The 14,353-nt window shown below is 57.5% G+C and carries 17 protein-coding genes; 6 read left to right on the top strand and 11 right to left on the bottom strand.

The annotated features are described in order from the left end of the window. Positions 1-67: 67 nt before the first annotated feature. Positions 68-2,188, bottom strand: coding sequence for a hypothetical protein (locus tag ACLCGK_RS02485; RefSeq protein WP_410951179.1), 2,121 nt, complete (start codon positions 2,186-2,188; stop codon positions 68-70). Between the two features lie 146 nt (positions 2,189-2,334). On the opposite strand from ACLCGK_RS02485, the gene ACLCGK_RS02480 reads away from it, so the two are divergent. After that, the gene (locus ACLCGK_RS02480; protein WP_410951178.1) at positions 2,335-3,174 is read left to right on the top strand and encodes a hypothetical protein; all 840 of its coding nucleotides are present in this window, start codon (positions 2,335-2,337) and stop codon (positions 3,172-3,174) included. A gap of 73 nt (positions 3,175-3,247) precedes the next feature. Here ACLCGK_RS02480 and ACLCGK_RS02475 read toward each other — a convergent pair whose 3' ends face one another. Next, the gene (locus ACLCGK_RS02475; protein ID WP_410951177.1) at positions 3,248-4,555 is read right to left on the bottom strand and encodes a hypothetical protein; all 1,308 of its coding nucleotides are present in this window, start codon (positions 4,553-4,555) and stop codon (positions 3,248-3,250) included. A gap of 217 nt (positions 4,556-4,772) precedes the next feature. On the opposite strand from ACLCGK_RS02475, the gene ACLCGK_RS02470 reads away from it, so the two are divergent. From ACLCGK_RS02470 to ACLCGK_RS02460, 3 genes are all read left to right on the top strand, one after another. After that, complete coding sequence (locus tag ACLCGK_RS02470) at positions 4,773-4,985, top strand: hypothetical protein (RefSeq protein ID WP_410951176.1); 213 nt, start codon at positions 4,773-4,775, stop codon at positions 4,983-4,985. Between the two features lie 76 nt (positions 4,986-5,061). Beyond that, positions 5,062-5,733 (top strand): hypothetical protein, encoded by a 672-nt coding sequence (locus tag ACLCGK_RS02465; RefSeq protein WP_410951175.1) that lies wholly within the window; start codon positions 5,062-5,064, stop codon positions 5,731-5,733. A 291-nt stretch (positions 5,734-6,024) separates the two neighbouring features. Continuing rightward, positions 6,025-6,621: a hypothetical protein gene (locus ACLCGK_RS02460; RefSeq protein ID WP_410951174.1), complete on the top strand. Its 597-nt coding sequence runs from the start codon at positions 6,025-6,027 to the stop codon at positions 6,619-6,621. Positions 6,622-6,709: 88 nt separating this feature from the next. Here the strand turns inward: ACLCGK_RS02460 and ACLCGK_RS02455 are convergent, their stop codons facing one another. After that, complete coding sequence (locus ACLCGK_RS02455) at positions 6,710-7,306, bottom strand: hypothetical protein (RefSeq protein ID WP_410951173.1); 597 nt, start codon at positions 7,304-7,306, stop codon at positions 6,710-6,712. 99 nt (positions 7,307-7,405) lie between these two features. Beyond that, positions 7,406-7,834 (bottom strand): TM2 domain-containing protein, encoded by a 429-nt coding sequence (locus ACLCGK_RS02450; protein ID WP_120715417.1) that lies wholly within the window; start codon positions 7,832-7,834, stop codon positions 7,406-7,408. A 320-nt stretch (positions 7,835-8,154) separates the two neighbouring features. On the opposite strand from ACLCGK_RS02450, the gene ACLCGK_RS02445 reads away from it, so the two are divergent. Then, on the top strand, positions 8,155-9,627 hold the full coding sequence (locus tag ACLCGK_RS02445) for a prepilin-type N-terminal cleavage/methylation domain-containing protein (RefSeq protein ID WP_410951172.1): 1,473 nt from the start codon (positions 8,155-8,157) through the stop codon (positions 9,625-9,627). A 336-nt stretch (positions 9,628-9,963) separates the two neighbouring features. Beyond that, positions 9,964-10,698 carry a hypothetical protein gene (locus tag ACLCGK_RS02440; RefSeq protein WP_410951171.1) on the top strand — a complete coding sequence of 245 codons (735 nt, stop codon included), beginning with the start codon at positions 9,964-9,966 and terminating at the stop codon, positions 10,696-10,698. A gap of 209 nt (positions 10,699-10,907) precedes the next feature. On the opposite strand, the gene ACLCGK_RS02435 is transcribed toward ACLCGK_RS02440, so the two are convergent. The 7 genes from ACLCGK_RS02435 to ACLCGK_RS02405 all read right to left on the bottom strand — a co-directional run bounded on the left by ACLCGK_RS02435 (position 10,908) and on the right by ACLCGK_RS02405 (position 14,079). Beyond that, positions 10,908-11,222 carry a DUF805 domain-containing protein gene (locus ACLCGK_RS02435; RefSeq protein WP_056799667.1) on the bottom strand — a complete coding sequence of 105 codons (315 nt, stop codon included), beginning with the start codon at positions 11,220-11,222 and terminating at the stop codon, positions 10,908-10,910. A 77-nt stretch (positions 11,223-11,299) separates the two neighbouring features. Further along, a complete protein-coding gene (locus ACLCGK_RS02430; protein WP_410951170.1) occupies positions 11,300-11,671 on the bottom strand; it encodes a hypothetical protein in 372 nt (123 codons plus the stop codon). Further along, entirely contained in the window at positions 11,668-12,264 is a 597-nt protein-coding gene (locus ACLCGK_RS02425; protein WP_410951169.1) for an RNA 2'-phosphotransferase, read from the bottom strand. The genes ACLCGK_RS02430 and ACLCGK_RS02425 overlap by 4 nt, the downstream gene beginning before the upstream one ends. Continuing rightward, positions 12,261-12,512 (bottom strand): hypothetical protein, encoded by a 252-nt coding sequence (locus ACLCGK_RS02420; protein ID WP_410951168.1) that lies wholly within the window; start codon positions 12,510-12,512, stop codon positions 12,261-12,263. Before ACLCGK_RS02420 ends, ACLCGK_RS02425 begins: the two co-directional genes overlap by 4 nt. A 259-nt stretch (positions 12,513-12,771) precedes the next feature. Further along, complete coding sequence (locus tag ACLCGK_RS02415) at positions 12,772-13,317, bottom strand: hypothetical protein (protein WP_410951167.1); 546 nt, start codon at positions 13,315-13,317, stop codon at positions 12,772-12,774. A gap of 13 nt (positions 13,318-13,330) precedes the next feature. After that, the gene (locus ACLCGK_RS02410; protein ID WP_056799659.1) at positions 13,331-13,576 is read right to left on the bottom strand and encodes a hypothetical protein; all 246 of its coding nucleotides are present in this window, start codon (positions 13,574-13,576) and stop codon (positions 13,331-13,333) included. Between the two features lie 2 nt (positions 13,577-13,578). Next, a complete protein-coding gene (locus ACLCGK_RS02405) occupies positions 13,579-14,079 on the bottom strand; it encodes a hypothetical protein (RefSeq protein WP_410951166.1) in 501 nt (166 codons plus the stop codon). Positions 14,080-14,353 lie beyond the last annotated feature (274 nt).

Below are 14,353 nucleotides of genomic sequence, written 5' to 3'. Positions count from 1 at the left end.
GGGCTCCCGCTGGAGTTGTTTTGAAGTCAGGCCTGGTCACGCCAGGCACACTCGTGGTGGTGAAAGGCTAGTTGTCTTCGCCAGCTTTCGTGGATTCTTCTGGCTCTGGGTCGAGACCAGGAACATGATTACGGAAGGGGTACACATAGCCGCTTTCCGAGAAGTAGCCGAACGCTTCAGGCCTTGGAGCCGACTTCCTGATGTGGTTGACGGCGCGGGTGGACAGGGCCACGCGGATGTTGAACAGGTAGTGCTCTTCCCATGGGTTCTGCAAGGCCCAGGCGATCGGGTCGATACGGGATTGCAAGTGATTGCCTGTGTTTTCCGTCTCGACATGCCAGTGCTGCAACACATCAGGCAGTTCATCCACCGGGGTGTTGGTCAGGAAGGCCAGGTCTTCTTTGCACTGCGGGCTGATGCCCAGGATGTAGCTGGAAGTCGAGCCATTCAGATGGCAGTAGGGCACCTTGGCCTTGCTGTTCCAGCCCTGGTTCAGGGCGGTTTTCGCTTCAAAATGGCGATGCTTGCGCTTCCATTCCTCGTGGGTAAGCATCTCGGTCAGCTGGTAACGCAGGTGCCCTTCCTCTGTTTTGTAGGTGCAGGTTGCACTGAAGCGCTTGTTGCCCCGTGGCAGCTGATATTCGCCCCAGGCCCCTTCCGTATGCGCCATGGCGTACACGCGTTCGATGTTGGCTTCGATGCGGGCGCGGTACCAGGTCAGGATCTCTTCTTTGCGCGCCTCGAATTCCCTGTCCGCCAGGCGCTGAATCTCCATGGCCAGGTTGTGGCGGGCGATGAAGATCCGGTCGGCGGCCAGCTTCTCACGGGTGCCGAAGGAGGAGCTATCCAGGTGGCGGATCGGATAGCGATGTTCCTTGTCCATGATGCTGTTGCCCAGGCCACGACGATCAGCGACCGCCAATGCAGTTGGTGCATCCTCGTTGGCAGAGGTGATGTAGGTGGTGGTGGTGCCGGTGCTCAGCATGTTCATGGAGACTTCATGAACCCGGTGCTTGTAGCGGTCGATCAACCATTGGTTGTGATCCCCGCCGTCCTTGCCCAGGGCGGACACCAAGTCACCTTCCAGCGTGGCGACATCCTCCACGGCCAGCGAGGGCAGGCTCAAACCCTCATACTGAACCACTGGCAGCCCCGCCGACGAGGCGCGCTCCAGCAGGGTGGATTCAACCCGGATCATGTCACCTGTGTAGGACAGCTGCTTGGGCTGCACTGGCTGGCGCCAGAAACGCTCCACAATCAGCTCGAACATCAGGGTGATCCAGATCACTTCGTGGGGATTCAGATCCTTCAGGGCGCTCAAGGGAAAGGCTTGCTGGTTGATCGGCACGATGCCGCTTGCACCGTGTTTGTGTTCAAAATAGATCCGCCCCTGCTCTTCATCGTACTTCATGTCGGTCAGGTGGTAGGGGAACCAGTTCTGGAACACGCGTTCGCCAAACTGCTTGTCAGGGCGCCGCGACATGTACTGTTGCAGGGGGTGGGCGTTCTCCGGCACGTCGGAGAGGGTGATGACGTGGCCACCGTTTCGAATGGAGAAGACGAAGTACGACTGGAAGTTGTCAGGGGTTCTGATCAGGTTGATCGAAACCCCCGAGGGCGAACTGCAGACACACTGCAGCAGCGAGTTGATGTTCCAGAACTGAAAGACCTCGCGGTTGTAGCGGGGCCGCAAACCCTCAGGCTCGGGCTCTCCGGCGAGGAAATGGTCGACCCGCAGGTTCTTCATCGAGCGCAGGGCATCGCGGCGCAGGAAGCCCATTTCGTAGTCATTTTCGATCAGGCTCATGACCTCGGGGGTATCAGCCTGATAGTGACGCACTGCCTGGCGGGTGGTCAGCTGGAAGTGTCGAAGGTCTTCGAGCATTTCAGGGTCTGTGACGATGGCCCGCAACTGGCCAGACCTGGCCAAGAAGTCGTTGACCTTGTCCGGGTCGGCCAGCATTTCACTCACGGTGAAGTGCGTGCTCTTGAAGAAGCTGTCGGCAAAGTACCCCAGCAGCAGAAAACCGGTGATGTTCTGGTTGTCGAGCTCAAGGCCTTCGCGAATCGCGTTGCTCATGCGATTGATGTCCCAGTCACGCACGCGACCCTGGCTGCGGCGATCATCGAACTCGGTGAGGGACACCCAGAGATTCAGCGCTTGGACTAGGCGTTCGTGATTGGTCATGGGAAAACTCCGGCTTAGGTATACCGAATATACCGTATATTGGCTGGATGTCAAATGAGGCTAAATTGACCCTCGGTTCGAAGCTATGCAAAACTTGAAAGTACATTGAGGACAGGCGTCTGTAGTGCAGGGGCCGGAGAAATGACATGCACAGATACAGGACATGGGTGGCAGCGTTGGCGCTGGCCTGCGCATCGGGTGGCGCCTACGCCGCAAACGAGATCCGTCTGGCAGCCCCGATCATCAAAGGAAGCGGGGGATCCGGTGGCAGTGTGACGCCCCCCGTGGACAGCGGACGTTGGCTGCCCAATGACCCACTGCTTGGCGAATGGGTCGATAGCGGAGCGGCGGGGTGTGCCAGCTGGTCGCCAGCAGTAGAGACCCAGGTCAATCGGGTCGAGTTCACCCAGACTGGCGAGGCCTGCTCGCAGGTGCAGAGCCGCAGCGTCCAGCCAACGGAATACAATGACCTGACTTACGAGGTCAGAGTGGTCGGCGAGCCCTATACCGAGAGCCAGCGCATCGAGGTGGCGGCGCAAACCCAGACGGCCAAAGGGACGCTGCAGGGCGACTTCATGGACATTCCGCGAAAGTACCGGATTTACGCTACCAACAACGAATATTGGGGCTTCGCCGATCTGTATTTCGGCAGGGAGAACTTCTCCAATGGGGCACGGATGGGCAGCGTCCGCTACTCCGACTACACAAAGGCCGGGGTCAAGGGCAACTACATGCTGATCCTGCAGCTGTTCGACAACCCTGGGTTCGCGAGCAATGCCGAGGCGGCAGCGTACATCAAGAATACGTTCGGTGATGTCTACGTGCCGGCGCTGGGCATTACCCTGGAATCAAGCAAGGCTTCTTTCAAGACCAGGGCTGAAAATGACCTCCAACCCTTCTGGCCGCTGACCAAGGCACAGTTTGAGGCCATGGGTGGACGCACCACCGAAGGCTCCTTCCGGATTGTGTTTACCAATCCTCAGTGACCGAGCCTGGCGCCAGCCTGTTGCGCCAGCGGGAAAAGCTTCTTCGGGGTTGTCTTGCGCAGCGCCCCGGCGCTTAAAGACCCAGGTCTTGGGCAAGGGCGCGATCCAGCTGGGACTCCAGCTTGTGAAGGTACTTCCTGTCGCCTGTGGCGCGGTACAGCGCGTTCCAGTGGGCATCCTGGGTGCATTGGGCCTCCAGGGTTTCACGCGGCTCCTGGCGAATCAGGTGATTGACCTGGCGCAGTTTGGCTTGGGCATGCCAGGCGGTGGGATCCTCGCCGTATTCAACGGCCTTGGTCATCAGTTGTTCCAGGTACAGGGTGTGGCGCTGCTCGGGTGTCATGGCCCTATAATCCAGTATTGCGGCCTGCTTGATTTGCAGAAGATTAGGTGGGGCTCCGTCCGCCAGTCTGATACTGGATGCGTCGAAGCGGTCTGCCAAATCTTCATAGTTGAGCGTCGCAATGTTGAGGATGTCGGCTCGTGAAATGCCCGCCTTTTCGAAATCCAACATCAGATTAACCATGAGTGCGTGTTGGTCTGCATTGATCGCAGCCTCCATGCGGCACAAGAAGCCAAAGTCCTGGAGCATGCCATTGTCTTCTTTGGCCAGCATCTCAAAATACCCTGGGAGCACACTCACCTGATGATTCACGGAGGCGATTGTGGCGCACTCAAACCTGTTGCCTGGCAGCAGGGCGCAAGGGAAGCGAGGGTCGAGGAGAGGGACATGCTCTTTTGAGTACAGGGCCGACACCTGGTTCTTGTACCGCCTGACCATTTCCGCATCGCTAATCAGCACACCTTCGGGTAAGGATGACCGTATGTACGACAGGGGGTCATAAGGCACCCTGGCCAGGGCGGACAGCGCAGTGCGTGGGTCATGCTCTTTCAATTTCGCGTACGCGATTGAATTGTCATCCAAGACTACTTTTTCAGCGAAATGGTGCTTCCCCACACAGTAGAGCATGAGAAACAGGTCGAGACTGAGCTCGCCGCAGTTTTCAAATTGCTGCACATAGTCAATCTCCACACGATGTGCCAGCTGGCCGACCAATCGAGATATCTGGCCCAGCGGGAGATTGTCGTTCAGCGTGCACTGCTTGAGGTGGCCGATGTCTTCGACAGCTACCAGCGCGACGGTCATGCACAAGAACGGTGAGCAGAAGCGATCGGATTGGGACAGTGAATCCTTGCCGACATGGGCTTCAAAAATGGCGTTGTAGATCTCACTGTGATTGGTGTCGCCATGCTCACGCACGACCTGAGCAAAAAAATCCATCGCCTCCCGCTGATAGCTGCCGTCGCGCAACCGATCAGGATCAAGCGCGGAAACCTCCTTGATCAAGGCGTAACTGGGCAATGTGGCGGGTATGTTCATGGCGATGGCTTCTCTGTGCTTTCCCTCATCATAGGGAGTGCGAGGGCATGATTCCAAGCAACTTTGCACGTTGCCGTGCCTGACGGGGCGGGGTTTCTTGAATGAGCGGGCGCTGACTGGTATTTTGCGGGAGTATTGCCGCCCTCGGCTGCAGACCAGCACCTCACCCTGGCCAACCTTGGGTCTGAGGCTTTCCAACTGCCTTGTGGAGATGATCATGAGCGAAAACAGTGTTTCAGACATGTCGGATCTCTCCGAGGGGGATGCGAAGTCGCTGGTGGGGCAGACCATTGCCAGCGTCCAGGCAACGGAGTATGGGCTGACACTGACCTTCGCCAGTGGCGCGGTGCTGACCGTTGAAGGGCAGACCTACGGCGACTGCGCCTTGTCGGTGAATTTCGCTGCATCGCCAGAAGACAAGGGCATCTAACGCAAACATTTCCGGGCGTAGTCAGACATGCGCCCCGCCATTCAACATTCTCGAACGAAATCAGGGCTCCCAAGACATGGACTTTCGTATCACCACGGCGCCAGCGCTACTGGCTGCCATGCTGCTTTTCACACCGACCTTCGCGGGCGCCGCCACGCTGGAGGAGCAGGCCAAAAGCCTTGAGCGCTCGGTCAAGACCGTCGAGCAGCGGCGCAAGGAAGCACTGGCTGACCTCAACACCCATGTGCTGAAAGCCTACCGTGACGCCATCCAGATCACGTCTGTGAACACGGATGTCGCGGAGGTGTTTGATCGAACTGTACGGGTGCGGGTGGTGGTCACCTATGCCGTGGATTTTGAACGCGCCAGGCAGGTGAGAAGCACCCTCAGCCAGTACTTCACGACCAACACCGACAAGGAGGTCGGGGTGGAGCCGTACGGCATGATCTACACCAACTTCGACGACTGCGTTGGCGAGTTCTGCGCGGTGAAGAAGGAAACCACGCGTTTCCTGAAGAACTCGGGGGTTGGCATCAACGTCTCCTTTCTCGGCGACTGGGAAACGGGCCTTCTGATGAACGGGAGTGGGCGCTACGAGCTCAAGCCCGGAAAATTCACCTTCCTGATCGATGTACCGAAGTACAAGATCAAGGGTGACCCGAAGCCGGTGGTGAGAGGACAGATCTACGATGTACATTATTGCGATGGTAATGGCGCCTGCGATGGCGTGACCTTCTCCCAGCGATAATTCTAGGTGTGCAGGTAGGCCAGGGTGGTGGGTGTGACGTCCTGGCCAGTATTTTAAGTAGAGGGTGATATTTTTCGCCCTCACTCAATTGGGTGGTATTGAAAATGTCGGATAATCAGAAAATTGATGTTTTTCAGGTGGAAATGGGCCGTGGAGTAAGTGCTGGCATCCAGGATGCAGCGGCCACACCCCATCCGAATGATGGCTGTTGCGGTCGCTGCTCGGGAAAAACAGCGGTGGGCAGCGAGCAATCGGAACCACGCAAAACCTGTGCATCCAGGGGCCATGACCATGCCTAAAAAACTGGTTGCAGGGCTGTGTTTCGCTGTCACTGCCGGAATGCTGGGTTTCACGTGGATGGATACCGCGCCCTACCGAAAGGCCATGGCCGAAGTCCCCCAGGCCATGCCGCTGGCTGAAATTCAGAAAGGCTATGACGAAGCTTCACTGGAGGCTACCCGGTTCACGGGATGTACGGGCATCGGCGGGTTCGGCCTGCAGTACAGCGCAGAAGAAAAGGCCTGTTTGATCCAGGCGATGGATCAGACCACGGGCGTGATGGGAGCGATCATGTATGGCACCACCGCCTCGGCGTGGATTAGGCACCAACCGGCTGATGAGGAGGTGCGTGCGGCGGCTTTGCGATCGATCGAACGGGGTCGAGCGGCCATGGTAGCCACCAAGGCCTGGGCCTATGACGCGCCGCAAGCCTTGGCCAAGGCCCATGACCAATCCCTGTTGCTCAGGCTTGCTCACGGGCGTATGAATACCGGTAGCCGGTTCGTCGATGATGCACAGCGACTCGATACCCTGGAGTTTTCGCTATTGATGCCGGCAGTCAGTTACCGGCAAAGCCAGTGGCTGAAGGCTGAGTTTATCTCCAAATAACCAGGGGCAAAGGCCAGCCCTGCGGTAGGCTGCTCGACCTGGATTGGGCGGGCGCACCCGTCGAACCCAGGCGAGTGCTGCAGGTGCCTCAGCGCGGCGTGTCGTCAGCGCCCACAGCTTGTCGGATGTCCTGGAGGACACAGCGCCCCAGCAGTGTCTGGAGGCTGTGCACGATGTTCTTGCCCGCCGCCTCGCCATCCCCATCAAAGGGCGTCAGGAGCAGGTTGTGCTCGATCAGGAAGTTCTGCACCGGCTCCAAGGCATGCCAGTTGTTCCAGGCGATCTTGTCTGCATCCTCTAGCTCGGCCAGACGCGCCAGCAGGCGATTGACCGTAGGCCCATCAAACAACGGCTCCAGGGGGCCCACACGGGTGTAATGGCCAGGCTCAGGGTGGAACTGATCTGACTCTGTGTATTCATGAAACGTCTTGCCCTGACGGCTGACCAGGGCCCGCCAGGCGCTGGGGGTAGGTTGCGCCAGGGCGGGAGCGTCCGCACGCCCGTTCCACGCCTCCAGCAAGTCATCATATGCCTCTGATTTGGCCTTGAAGTACGAGCCGCACGCCAGGCACTGGCAAAACGGCCCAATGTTCATTTGCAGGCCCTGGTCGATGTAGACCTGGAAGCGCACCTGCTCCTGATCCGTATTGCCACAGCTTTTGCACGGCTGCAGATTGGGTTGCATGGAATTCTCCAAAAAGGATGTGATCAGCCAATTATTGCGAAAATCGTTTTTGGGTACAAAAAACCCCGGCTCTGCCGGGGCTCTTTGAGGGCCTGGAAATCAGTAGGGCGCGTATTGGCGCTCGATCTCGCGCTGGGCGCGGATGTACTGGAACTCGGTCAGGGTCTTGTCTTCGTACTTCTTGTCGTTTTCGACCAGTTTCTGGTCTTTCAGGAATTGGGCATGGGTGCGGGTTGCGTAGTAGTTGCGGGCCTGGGCAGCATTGTGGGTGTCAAAGGGCATCCACAGAGGCCCCAGGAAGGGGTAGAGGGGCAGGGTCGTAAAGGCTAAAACATAGTTCCCCGAATAGAAATAGCCGACCATTGGGAGTATGCCCAGCCCTGCGGCCAGGGCTTCGTTGCGTTCGTTCACCTTCAGACCCTTGGCCTCGTAGGTCGCCAGCTCTTGTTTCTGGCCTTCGATCAGCGAGGTGGTGCAGCCTTGCAGGGCAGTTGCGAGAACCAGCAGCGACAGTGCTTTTTTCAACATGGGAACCCCCGGACGTCAATGAGGGCCTCAGATTATTGGTATATTGCCAAATCGTCAATACTCGCAAAAAGGAGTACTGATAGTTTTTTCATGCTTTTCCTGGTGTCAGTCTGGTTTTCCGGTTGCAGGCTTCACACCAGATCCCTTTCCTTGGGCGAGGCTTGGGGTCGATACGAACAGGGCTGATTGGCACAGCCTCAGCCTCCGTCATTCGGGTGAAGACCTTGAGGAAGATGCGATGGTTGGTTGGCACAAAAGAATGCCATTGTCGGTCGATTTCTGTATCATAATCTCAGCAATAAAAATATTTAGGGCCTGAGATGAAAAATGGTATCTATCCGCCTCCGCCCCAGCGTGGAGTCACTCTTCTTGAGATGATTCTTGTCATGGCGCTGCTGGCGATCGCCACTCTGATGGGGTTAGAGAGTCACCAGGCCGAACTTGAGCAAGCCCAAGCGCGGGCCGTGGGACTTAAGCTCAGTCAATACAACAATGCTGTGCGCAGCCTGATTTCCAAGACACCAAGCTTGGCAGCAGGGCAAAAAATGGGTAGCGCCTGGCTGAAGAGCACGGAATGTGGTGGGCCTTTCACCAAAGGTAGTGAATTTCTTCCTTGTGATTTTCCCGCCGCCACGGTGGCAGATCCTATCAAGTATGGCCAGCTCAGCATCAATTCGACCATTGATGTTGCCGGTACCGGCAGCGACAAGCGCATTACAGTTACGACACTGAGCGCCCCATTTACTGTCATGGAATCTAATCGCAAGAAAGTGCGCTCCGATCTGTCGGGTTTGGCTGCGATTACTGCCGCCTCTGCGACCGAGAATGGCTATTCAGCGGGCTCCAGTTACAACTCAAACCCGGCTGATGGACGCATTACCATGGTGGCCAACAACAAGCCAGACAATGATGTGTGGCTGCGCACCGATGGTAGCAACAAGATGCATGCCAACTTGCAATTCGATAATGCCGATCCGCTGGGACGACAGATAGTCGGTGCGTCCAGGATTCAGAACCTTGCTGGCCAAATGCTGTACCTAGGCGCCGCGTCTGGTATCGCCGCTGTCTGGAATAGCGGTGTGGTGGTCGATGCCAATACCGAGATCATTGGTGATGTATTGATGAGGCGGACGTTGAATGTGCTGTCCAATGCATCGGTGTCGGGTTCTGCGACGGTCGGCGGCAATGTTGCCGCAAGCGGTAACGTCACAGCTGCAGCCAACGTGATAGCGGGTGGCAGTGTGGGCGCCAGCTCCAACGTCACTGCGGGAGCTGCTGTGATGGGGCAGTTGTTCTACGATTCCAACAACACTGCGTTCTACCTTGACCCCGACAAGTATAGCAATCTGGCTAATCTGCAAACCCAGTCACTCTACAACACGGGGGCGATGACGTCGTTAGGCCGCATTACCGCCAACGAATACGTGGATCTCAATGGCATCGCCTATGTTGGCCAGCTCTGCCCTAAGCGTGGCCTGATCGCGAGCGATGCCAATGGCAAGACCTTGTCGTGCCAAGACGGTGTGTGGAAAGCCGGTGGTGGTGGCTCCAAGGTGCTGACAGGGTTTGTGACTAATGGCCAGCAGATCCCAATCCCTGAAGGCGCCGACCCCTCGTCGTGCACCTGGTCATCGGCGAGTGCAACCAACGCCCACCCAGGCTCACGCCCAGACTACGCTGGAGGCAACTACTCAATCGTGGGCGCGGACAGAATCGTGACGTGCGGGTTCAAGGACAAAGGGGCGGTCATTGCGGGCGGCTACTGCAGCTTTGTCATCTCGTGCGAAGGTTGATGGAGGGATTGTAAGTCCCTGGGGTAATACCTAGAAGGCAGTGTCGACATCAGGCGTGGCCCTGTAGCGCACCCATAAGAAGAAGCTGGCCAGCATTCGCGCTGATAACCGGCTTTTCGAAATTCCGGCCAGAAGCCCATGACAAATCAAAACATTCTGCTCCTAGAGGCCGGGGGGGGTATCCGCTTCGTAGCCCTCAGTAAGAGGTCGAGCAACCGGTTACCGGCTAGTCACTCAGCGTTTCGGGCGATTTTACACAGGGGCTGGAGTGTGTCACATTCCTGGGTGGTGGCAGCATGCCGTCCACTTTATTGTCCAGGTAGAAAGGAGCTCAAAGTGCGTGACACCATCGAGCCTGTTGATCCTGGTGGAGTATCAGGCAATCAGGGCCAAACCGGGGTAGCTGGAAGTGTGAGAAGCCTGAAGCGGACGAACCAGCCGCCTCAGATGATCGAAAATATTGGCCCCGACATCCTGGCGCTGGTTGCCAAGACAGAGCGAGCCATGGGTGATGTCCAGCAGGTGGGAGAGTGGCCCTTGAAGCCCAGGCTCATCGGTAAACTGTTTGCTGATCAGTCTCCCTCTGTGGCCCGACAAGTGGAGATGGCCCTCGGCAACCTCAGCAAACCATCGAGCATTCAATGCATCGTTGGATGGCTTCGCGTCATGGCGGAGCTGGCCAAGACCAGCAAAGCCAATCTTGAAGGGGTAGACCACCCTGGCGTGAGGGAGGTGCGTGACCTCAAGTTGTCCGGGATGGATTTGACAATCCCATCAACGTTCAACGCCAAGGAATTTGCTAGTTTGTCGGTACTGGGTGACGTGATGATCAATAGCGACGGGGGCTATTGCCTTTGGTGGCTTGGCATGAGCATCACAGGTCGCGTAGCCGAGGATTTCTGTGTGCCCAGAACGCTGTATGACATCGAGGGGCCGAATGCCACGGTAACAGAGCGCATCACGTGTCTGGACTGGACGGTGCTAGTTCGATGGGGCCGTGTCGCTTGCAGGGGGCGTGATGAAAAAACCGCGCCCTTCTATTGCTATACTTTGCGTGCACAATCGCAGTGAAAATGCGTTAATGATGGGCAAAAAAATACCCTCAACGGCGAGGGCGGCAGGCGATTTGCTTTCTAGTTATTGTGTGAAAAGTATACCAAGGTTTTTTGATGTTGCAATACATGGATAACCCGAATTTCCGGTGTGACAGGCATGAAAAAGCCGGGGTATCCCGGCTGATCTCAGCGCTCAACGACTGGTAGGGCTGTCCCCGCAAGCAATCAGAGCGCGTGATTGGCGGCGGGCTTGCTGATCTGCGCCCACATGATCCACAGTGGAATCCAGCCGACCACAGGCACGAAGTACAGCAGGGTCAGCAGCGCATGGAAGCCAGCATCACGCAGGCGGCGCGCCGAGATCGACAGCACTGGCAGCAGTGCCAAGGCCAGGTAGATGGCTTCCAGGCGCTTGTTGAGGACGAAGAACACGATTGCGATCACGGCATGGATGGCGTAGAACTCCCAAAATGCTTTGCGATCGGTCTTGCCCGTGAAGTCCAGCAGGTTCTTGTAGGCGTTGATGTAAGACTGAAACATGTCTCTGTCCCTCAATGAGTGTGTGGCGCGAATTATAAGCATATTGTGCTGGACTGACAATTGCCCAGCAATATTCTTCAAAACCGTATTTCAGCAATTCGTTGCGCGAGGAGCGGATCGTCAATCTCCAGCTCCAGGGTGAATGCATCGGTGCTGATTTCAAGCAGCCGTGGGCCCAGGGAGGCATCTACCACTGTGCCGTTGGCTGCCGACCATGAAATCACCAAGTTGCCGTTGTGTTCAAGGAAGACTGCAAGATCCTGCCCCGGCAGAGGCAAGGTCTGGCTCAGTGTCGCCAGGCTTTCCAGTGACTGGGGGTTCATGGGCAGGGCGTCGCGGCCATCCCAGCCAGCCTCAGCCGCGCTCAACCGCTGCAGACGATCGCCAACCCGATCCCCTAGCTGGTGGCGCAAGATGGCAATCTGGTGGTCGATGACTGATTGGCTCATGCTGGGCCATCCAGGCCTTCAGGCTCGTTTCGCAGGCTGACGGTTTGCAAGTAGCGGGGCGGCACCACATCGGTCAACCAGACGTTGTTCTCGCTCAGGTAGAATGCGTGACCCTCGGCGAGCATGGCCTTGCAGTCTACACTGAGCAGCACTGTCTTGCCTTTGCGGCGCTGGGCAACACGCTGGGCGGTTTCGACATCCGCCGACAAGTGCACGTGCTGGCGGGAGCGGGGATAAAGTCCCTGCGTCATGATCGCGGGGATGAAGCCCTCGATGGTGCCGTGAAAGAGCCTTGCGGGCGGGGTGGCAGCCTTGAGCTGCAGATCCACGTCAATGGAATGCCCCTGCAGCGCCCGGATGTGCTGACCGTCTGGGGAAATGGCGTAGCGGCCCTTGTCGTTCTGCGCCACCACCTGATTGATCTTCTCGCGGGACACGTCACCCAGGTTGGCGGGAGCGTGCGCCACGATGTAGTCGATGCTGCCCCAGCCCTGTTTATCGACATCCAGCTGTATCAGCTGAGGCTCGTGCCGAAGGATCAGGGCAAGAAACCGACTGAGGTTCTTGAATTCGCGTTCTGTCATGCTGGTCATTGATTGTTTCCATATCTGAATGCTGAGGCTCCTGGCCACTCCACTGAAGGTACCACCGTGACGATTTTCGGGTCAATTCGCTTCTTGGCGCAGATCAGAAGCTGTTTTTTTGCCGTCAAATGCCCCCGCGCTTTTGTTTTTAGGAATGCTGTTTGTCTTTTTCCAAGCTTTTGCACTGGCTCTGCCGTTGAGGGTGAACTTGTGCTGTGCGGTTTCGCTGTCGGTGAAAGGCCGATGCCATGGCGCATGGGGCTGAGCCTGGGTACGCGGTGCGTACTGCTACGGTGATACGGGGAAGCTCAGGCTGGCGGGCATGGTCTTCTACAGCGCGCAGGTGCCGGCAGAACAGGGCGTCAGGAGCAGGGCACCAGGGCAGAGCAAAAGCGCTGGGGGAAAAACGGACGGTCGTGTTTGGGGGTTGTAGGGGATGGGCGTGTCCTGAAGCGGCTCAAGCGAAGCCGCCAACCGCTCTCGCTCAAACCTTCGGCCAGTGTCGGACAACAAGCCTTAGCCGGTAAACATTCGCTTGAACTTCGCCGTCATCTGGGCCTGGGTCATGCGAGGGAATAGCTCCTCTCGGGCAGCGTCGCCGTACTCAAGGGTCAGGACGGCTTCAACGACCGTGTCGATCAAGTCCTTGAGTTTCTCGGCGCTGAAATGCGCATCGTCAATGTCAGGCGCCTTGCCAAGGATGCGTCGCAGTGTCTGCCTGTCGTCCTGCAAGCTTTTGAGTTGCGCTTCGGCAGCGCTGATCTTGAGCGTCAAGCCAAGGTCAGTATCAAGCATGCGCAAGACGTCAGGGGCGCGATAGGTGGGAGGCAATGACCACCACTCAAGTTGCTCAAACAACTCGCCCAACTTGGCCGACAGCAGCATAACCTCCAGGGGGGTGTGCTGGGCGGGATCAGGCTCTCGCAACAGCTGAATGTCGCGCTTCACCAGTGCCATGAGGTTGGCCAGGTGGGCGATATGATTCTGGAGCGCGGCGAGGTGTTCAGCCATTTCCTCAGGCCTCATCCCGGACAACCTGTCGTACATGTCGTTGGACGTCATGAGCGATGCCTTCTTAGTCGTCATCCGGGTCGTTGGCGCGCACCCTGTCATAAGCGGCTTTGGGATTGTCGCTTGCCAGCTGGGCCAGCTCAGGGGAGAGGGCCTTAAGTGCATTCCAGGCGACAGCGCGGTTCTTGTGCTCGATATTGAAATACTGAATTTCCGTCAAGTACCGCAGCGCTTCCTGCAAGCGTTCGTCGGTCAATGCCGGGATCTCAGCCCTGGGCACATAGGCGACACCGTCGATTAGGACTTCCATGGTCACACCCCTTCCCCAGAGGCGGACAGGGTTGAAATCAGGTGGCCGGTTTTCGTGCGCCACTCACGCCCATACCTGAAGTACTGCTTCATCAGCCAATGCTGAACGGCGACACGCTGTTCCACACCCTGGTCAGGCAGACCCACGCCAACGCTGAGCAGCTTGGCGCCCTGCTCGGCAATATCGGTATCGTTCAGGGCCAGGATCTTTTTGAGGTCGGCTGTCAGGGGCAGCTCGGGTACGCCGCCTGGAACAAACCCTGTATCAATGGGTGAGCCGCAAGCTGGGCAGAATTTGTAAAGGGTTTTGAACCCGATGTGGGGAAGGGCGTGGCGTTTTGTCGCCTCGTTCCACAACTCGATCATCCCCTCGAACTTCAGTGCCTCCACCGCCCAGTCGCGAACCATAACCTCCTTGCTGCCAATGTGGCCAGCCAGGCACATGCCTTCAGGGCAAGGTGTGGTAGGTGCCGCAGGTTTGGGGTTCTTACGGGTGACTGACATGGGAGACTCCTGTGGCTCAATTGCGTCAGGCATCGGCGAAACGTGGCGCTGGCCGATACGACCAGGTGCTGCGCTGGTTGCGACAGGTCATAGGCCTATAGCGCCAGCGATTAGGCCGTGAGTATAGAGATACAGGCTGGACACCGTCAATTTGTCGCTAACGCCCGATAGGGCGTTAGCAGGTAATCCCGCATTTTGGGCAATTGCAAGCAATCCCGTGAATGCAGGGGCCGTGGGCGCTTCGCCCGGTGCCATGGCAGCGCGGACATTGATC

This window comes from Pseudomonas sp. S1(2024), assembly GCF_046557535.1.
This window is presented reverse-complemented; position numbering and strand designations above follow the sequence as displayed.

What these genes read in the sequence shown, in the direction of transcription:
- ACLCGK_RS02485 (WP_410951179.1), bottom strand. Translation starts at nt 2,188, where the DNA reads ATGACCAATCACGAACGCCTAGTCCAAGCGCTGAATCTCTGGGTGTCC.
- ACLCGK_RS02480 (WP_410951178.1), top strand. Translation starts at nt 2,335, where the DNA reads ATGCACAGATACAGGACATGGGTGGCAGCGTTGGCGCTGGCCTGCGCA.
- ACLCGK_RS02475 (WP_410951177.1), bottom strand. Translation starts at nt 4,555, where the DNA reads ATGAACATACCCGCCACATTGCCCAGTTACGCCTTGATCAAGGAGGTT.
- ACLCGK_RS02470 (WP_410951176.1), top strand. Translation starts at nt 4,773, where the DNA reads ATGAGCGAAAACAGTGTTTCAGACATGTCGGATCTCTCCGAGGGGGAT.
- ACLCGK_RS02465 (WP_410951175.1), top strand. Translation starts at nt 5,062, where the DNA reads ATGGACTTTCGTATCACCACGGCGCCAGCGCTACTGGCTGCCATGCTG.
- ACLCGK_RS02460 (WP_410951174.1), top strand. Translation starts at nt 6,025, where the DNA reads ATGCCTAAAAAACTGGTTGCAGGGCTGTGTTTCGCTGTCACTGCCGGA.
- ACLCGK_RS02455 (WP_410951173.1), bottom strand. Translation starts at nt 7,306, where the DNA reads ATGCAACCCAATCTGCAGCCGTGCAAAAGCTGTGGCAATACGGATCAG.
- ACLCGK_RS02450 (WP_120715417.1), bottom strand. Translation starts at nt 7,834, where the DNA reads ATGTTGAAAAAAGCACTGTCGCTGCTGGTTCTCGCAACTGCCCTGCAA.
- ACLCGK_RS02445 (WP_410951172.1), top strand. Translation starts at nt 8,155, where the DNA reads ATGAAAAATGGTATCTATCCGCCTCCGCCCCAGCGTGGAGTCACTCTT.
- ACLCGK_RS02435 (WP_056799667.1), bottom strand. Translation starts at nt 11,222, where the DNA reads ATGTTTCAGTCTTACATCAACGCCTACAAGAACCTGCTGGACTTCACG.
- ACLCGK_RS02430 (WP_410951170.1), bottom strand. Translation starts at nt 11,671, where the DNA reads ATGAGCCAATCAGTCATCGACCACCAGATTGCCATCTTGCGCCACCAG.
- ACLCGK_RS02425 (WP_410951169.1), bottom strand. Translation starts at nt 12,264, where the DNA reads ATGACCAGCATGACAGAACGCGAATTCAAGAACCTCAGTCGGTTTCTT.
- ACLCGK_RS02420 (WP_410951168.1), bottom strand. Translation starts at nt 12,512, where the DNA reads ATGCGCCATGGCATCGGCCTTTCACCGACAGCGAAACCGCACAGCACA.
- ACLCGK_RS02415 (WP_410951167.1), bottom strand. Translation starts at nt 13,317, where the DNA reads ATGACGTCCAACGACATGTACGACAGGTTGTCCGGGATGAGGCCTGAG.
- ACLCGK_RS02410 (WP_056799659.1), bottom strand. Translation starts at nt 13,576, where the DNA reads ATGGAAGTCCTAATCGACGGTGTCGCCTATGTGCCCAGGGCTGAGATC.
- ACLCGK_RS02405 (WP_410951166.1), bottom strand. Translation starts at nt 14,079, where the DNA reads ATGTCAGTCACCCGTAAGAACCCCAAACCTGCGGCACCTACCACACCT.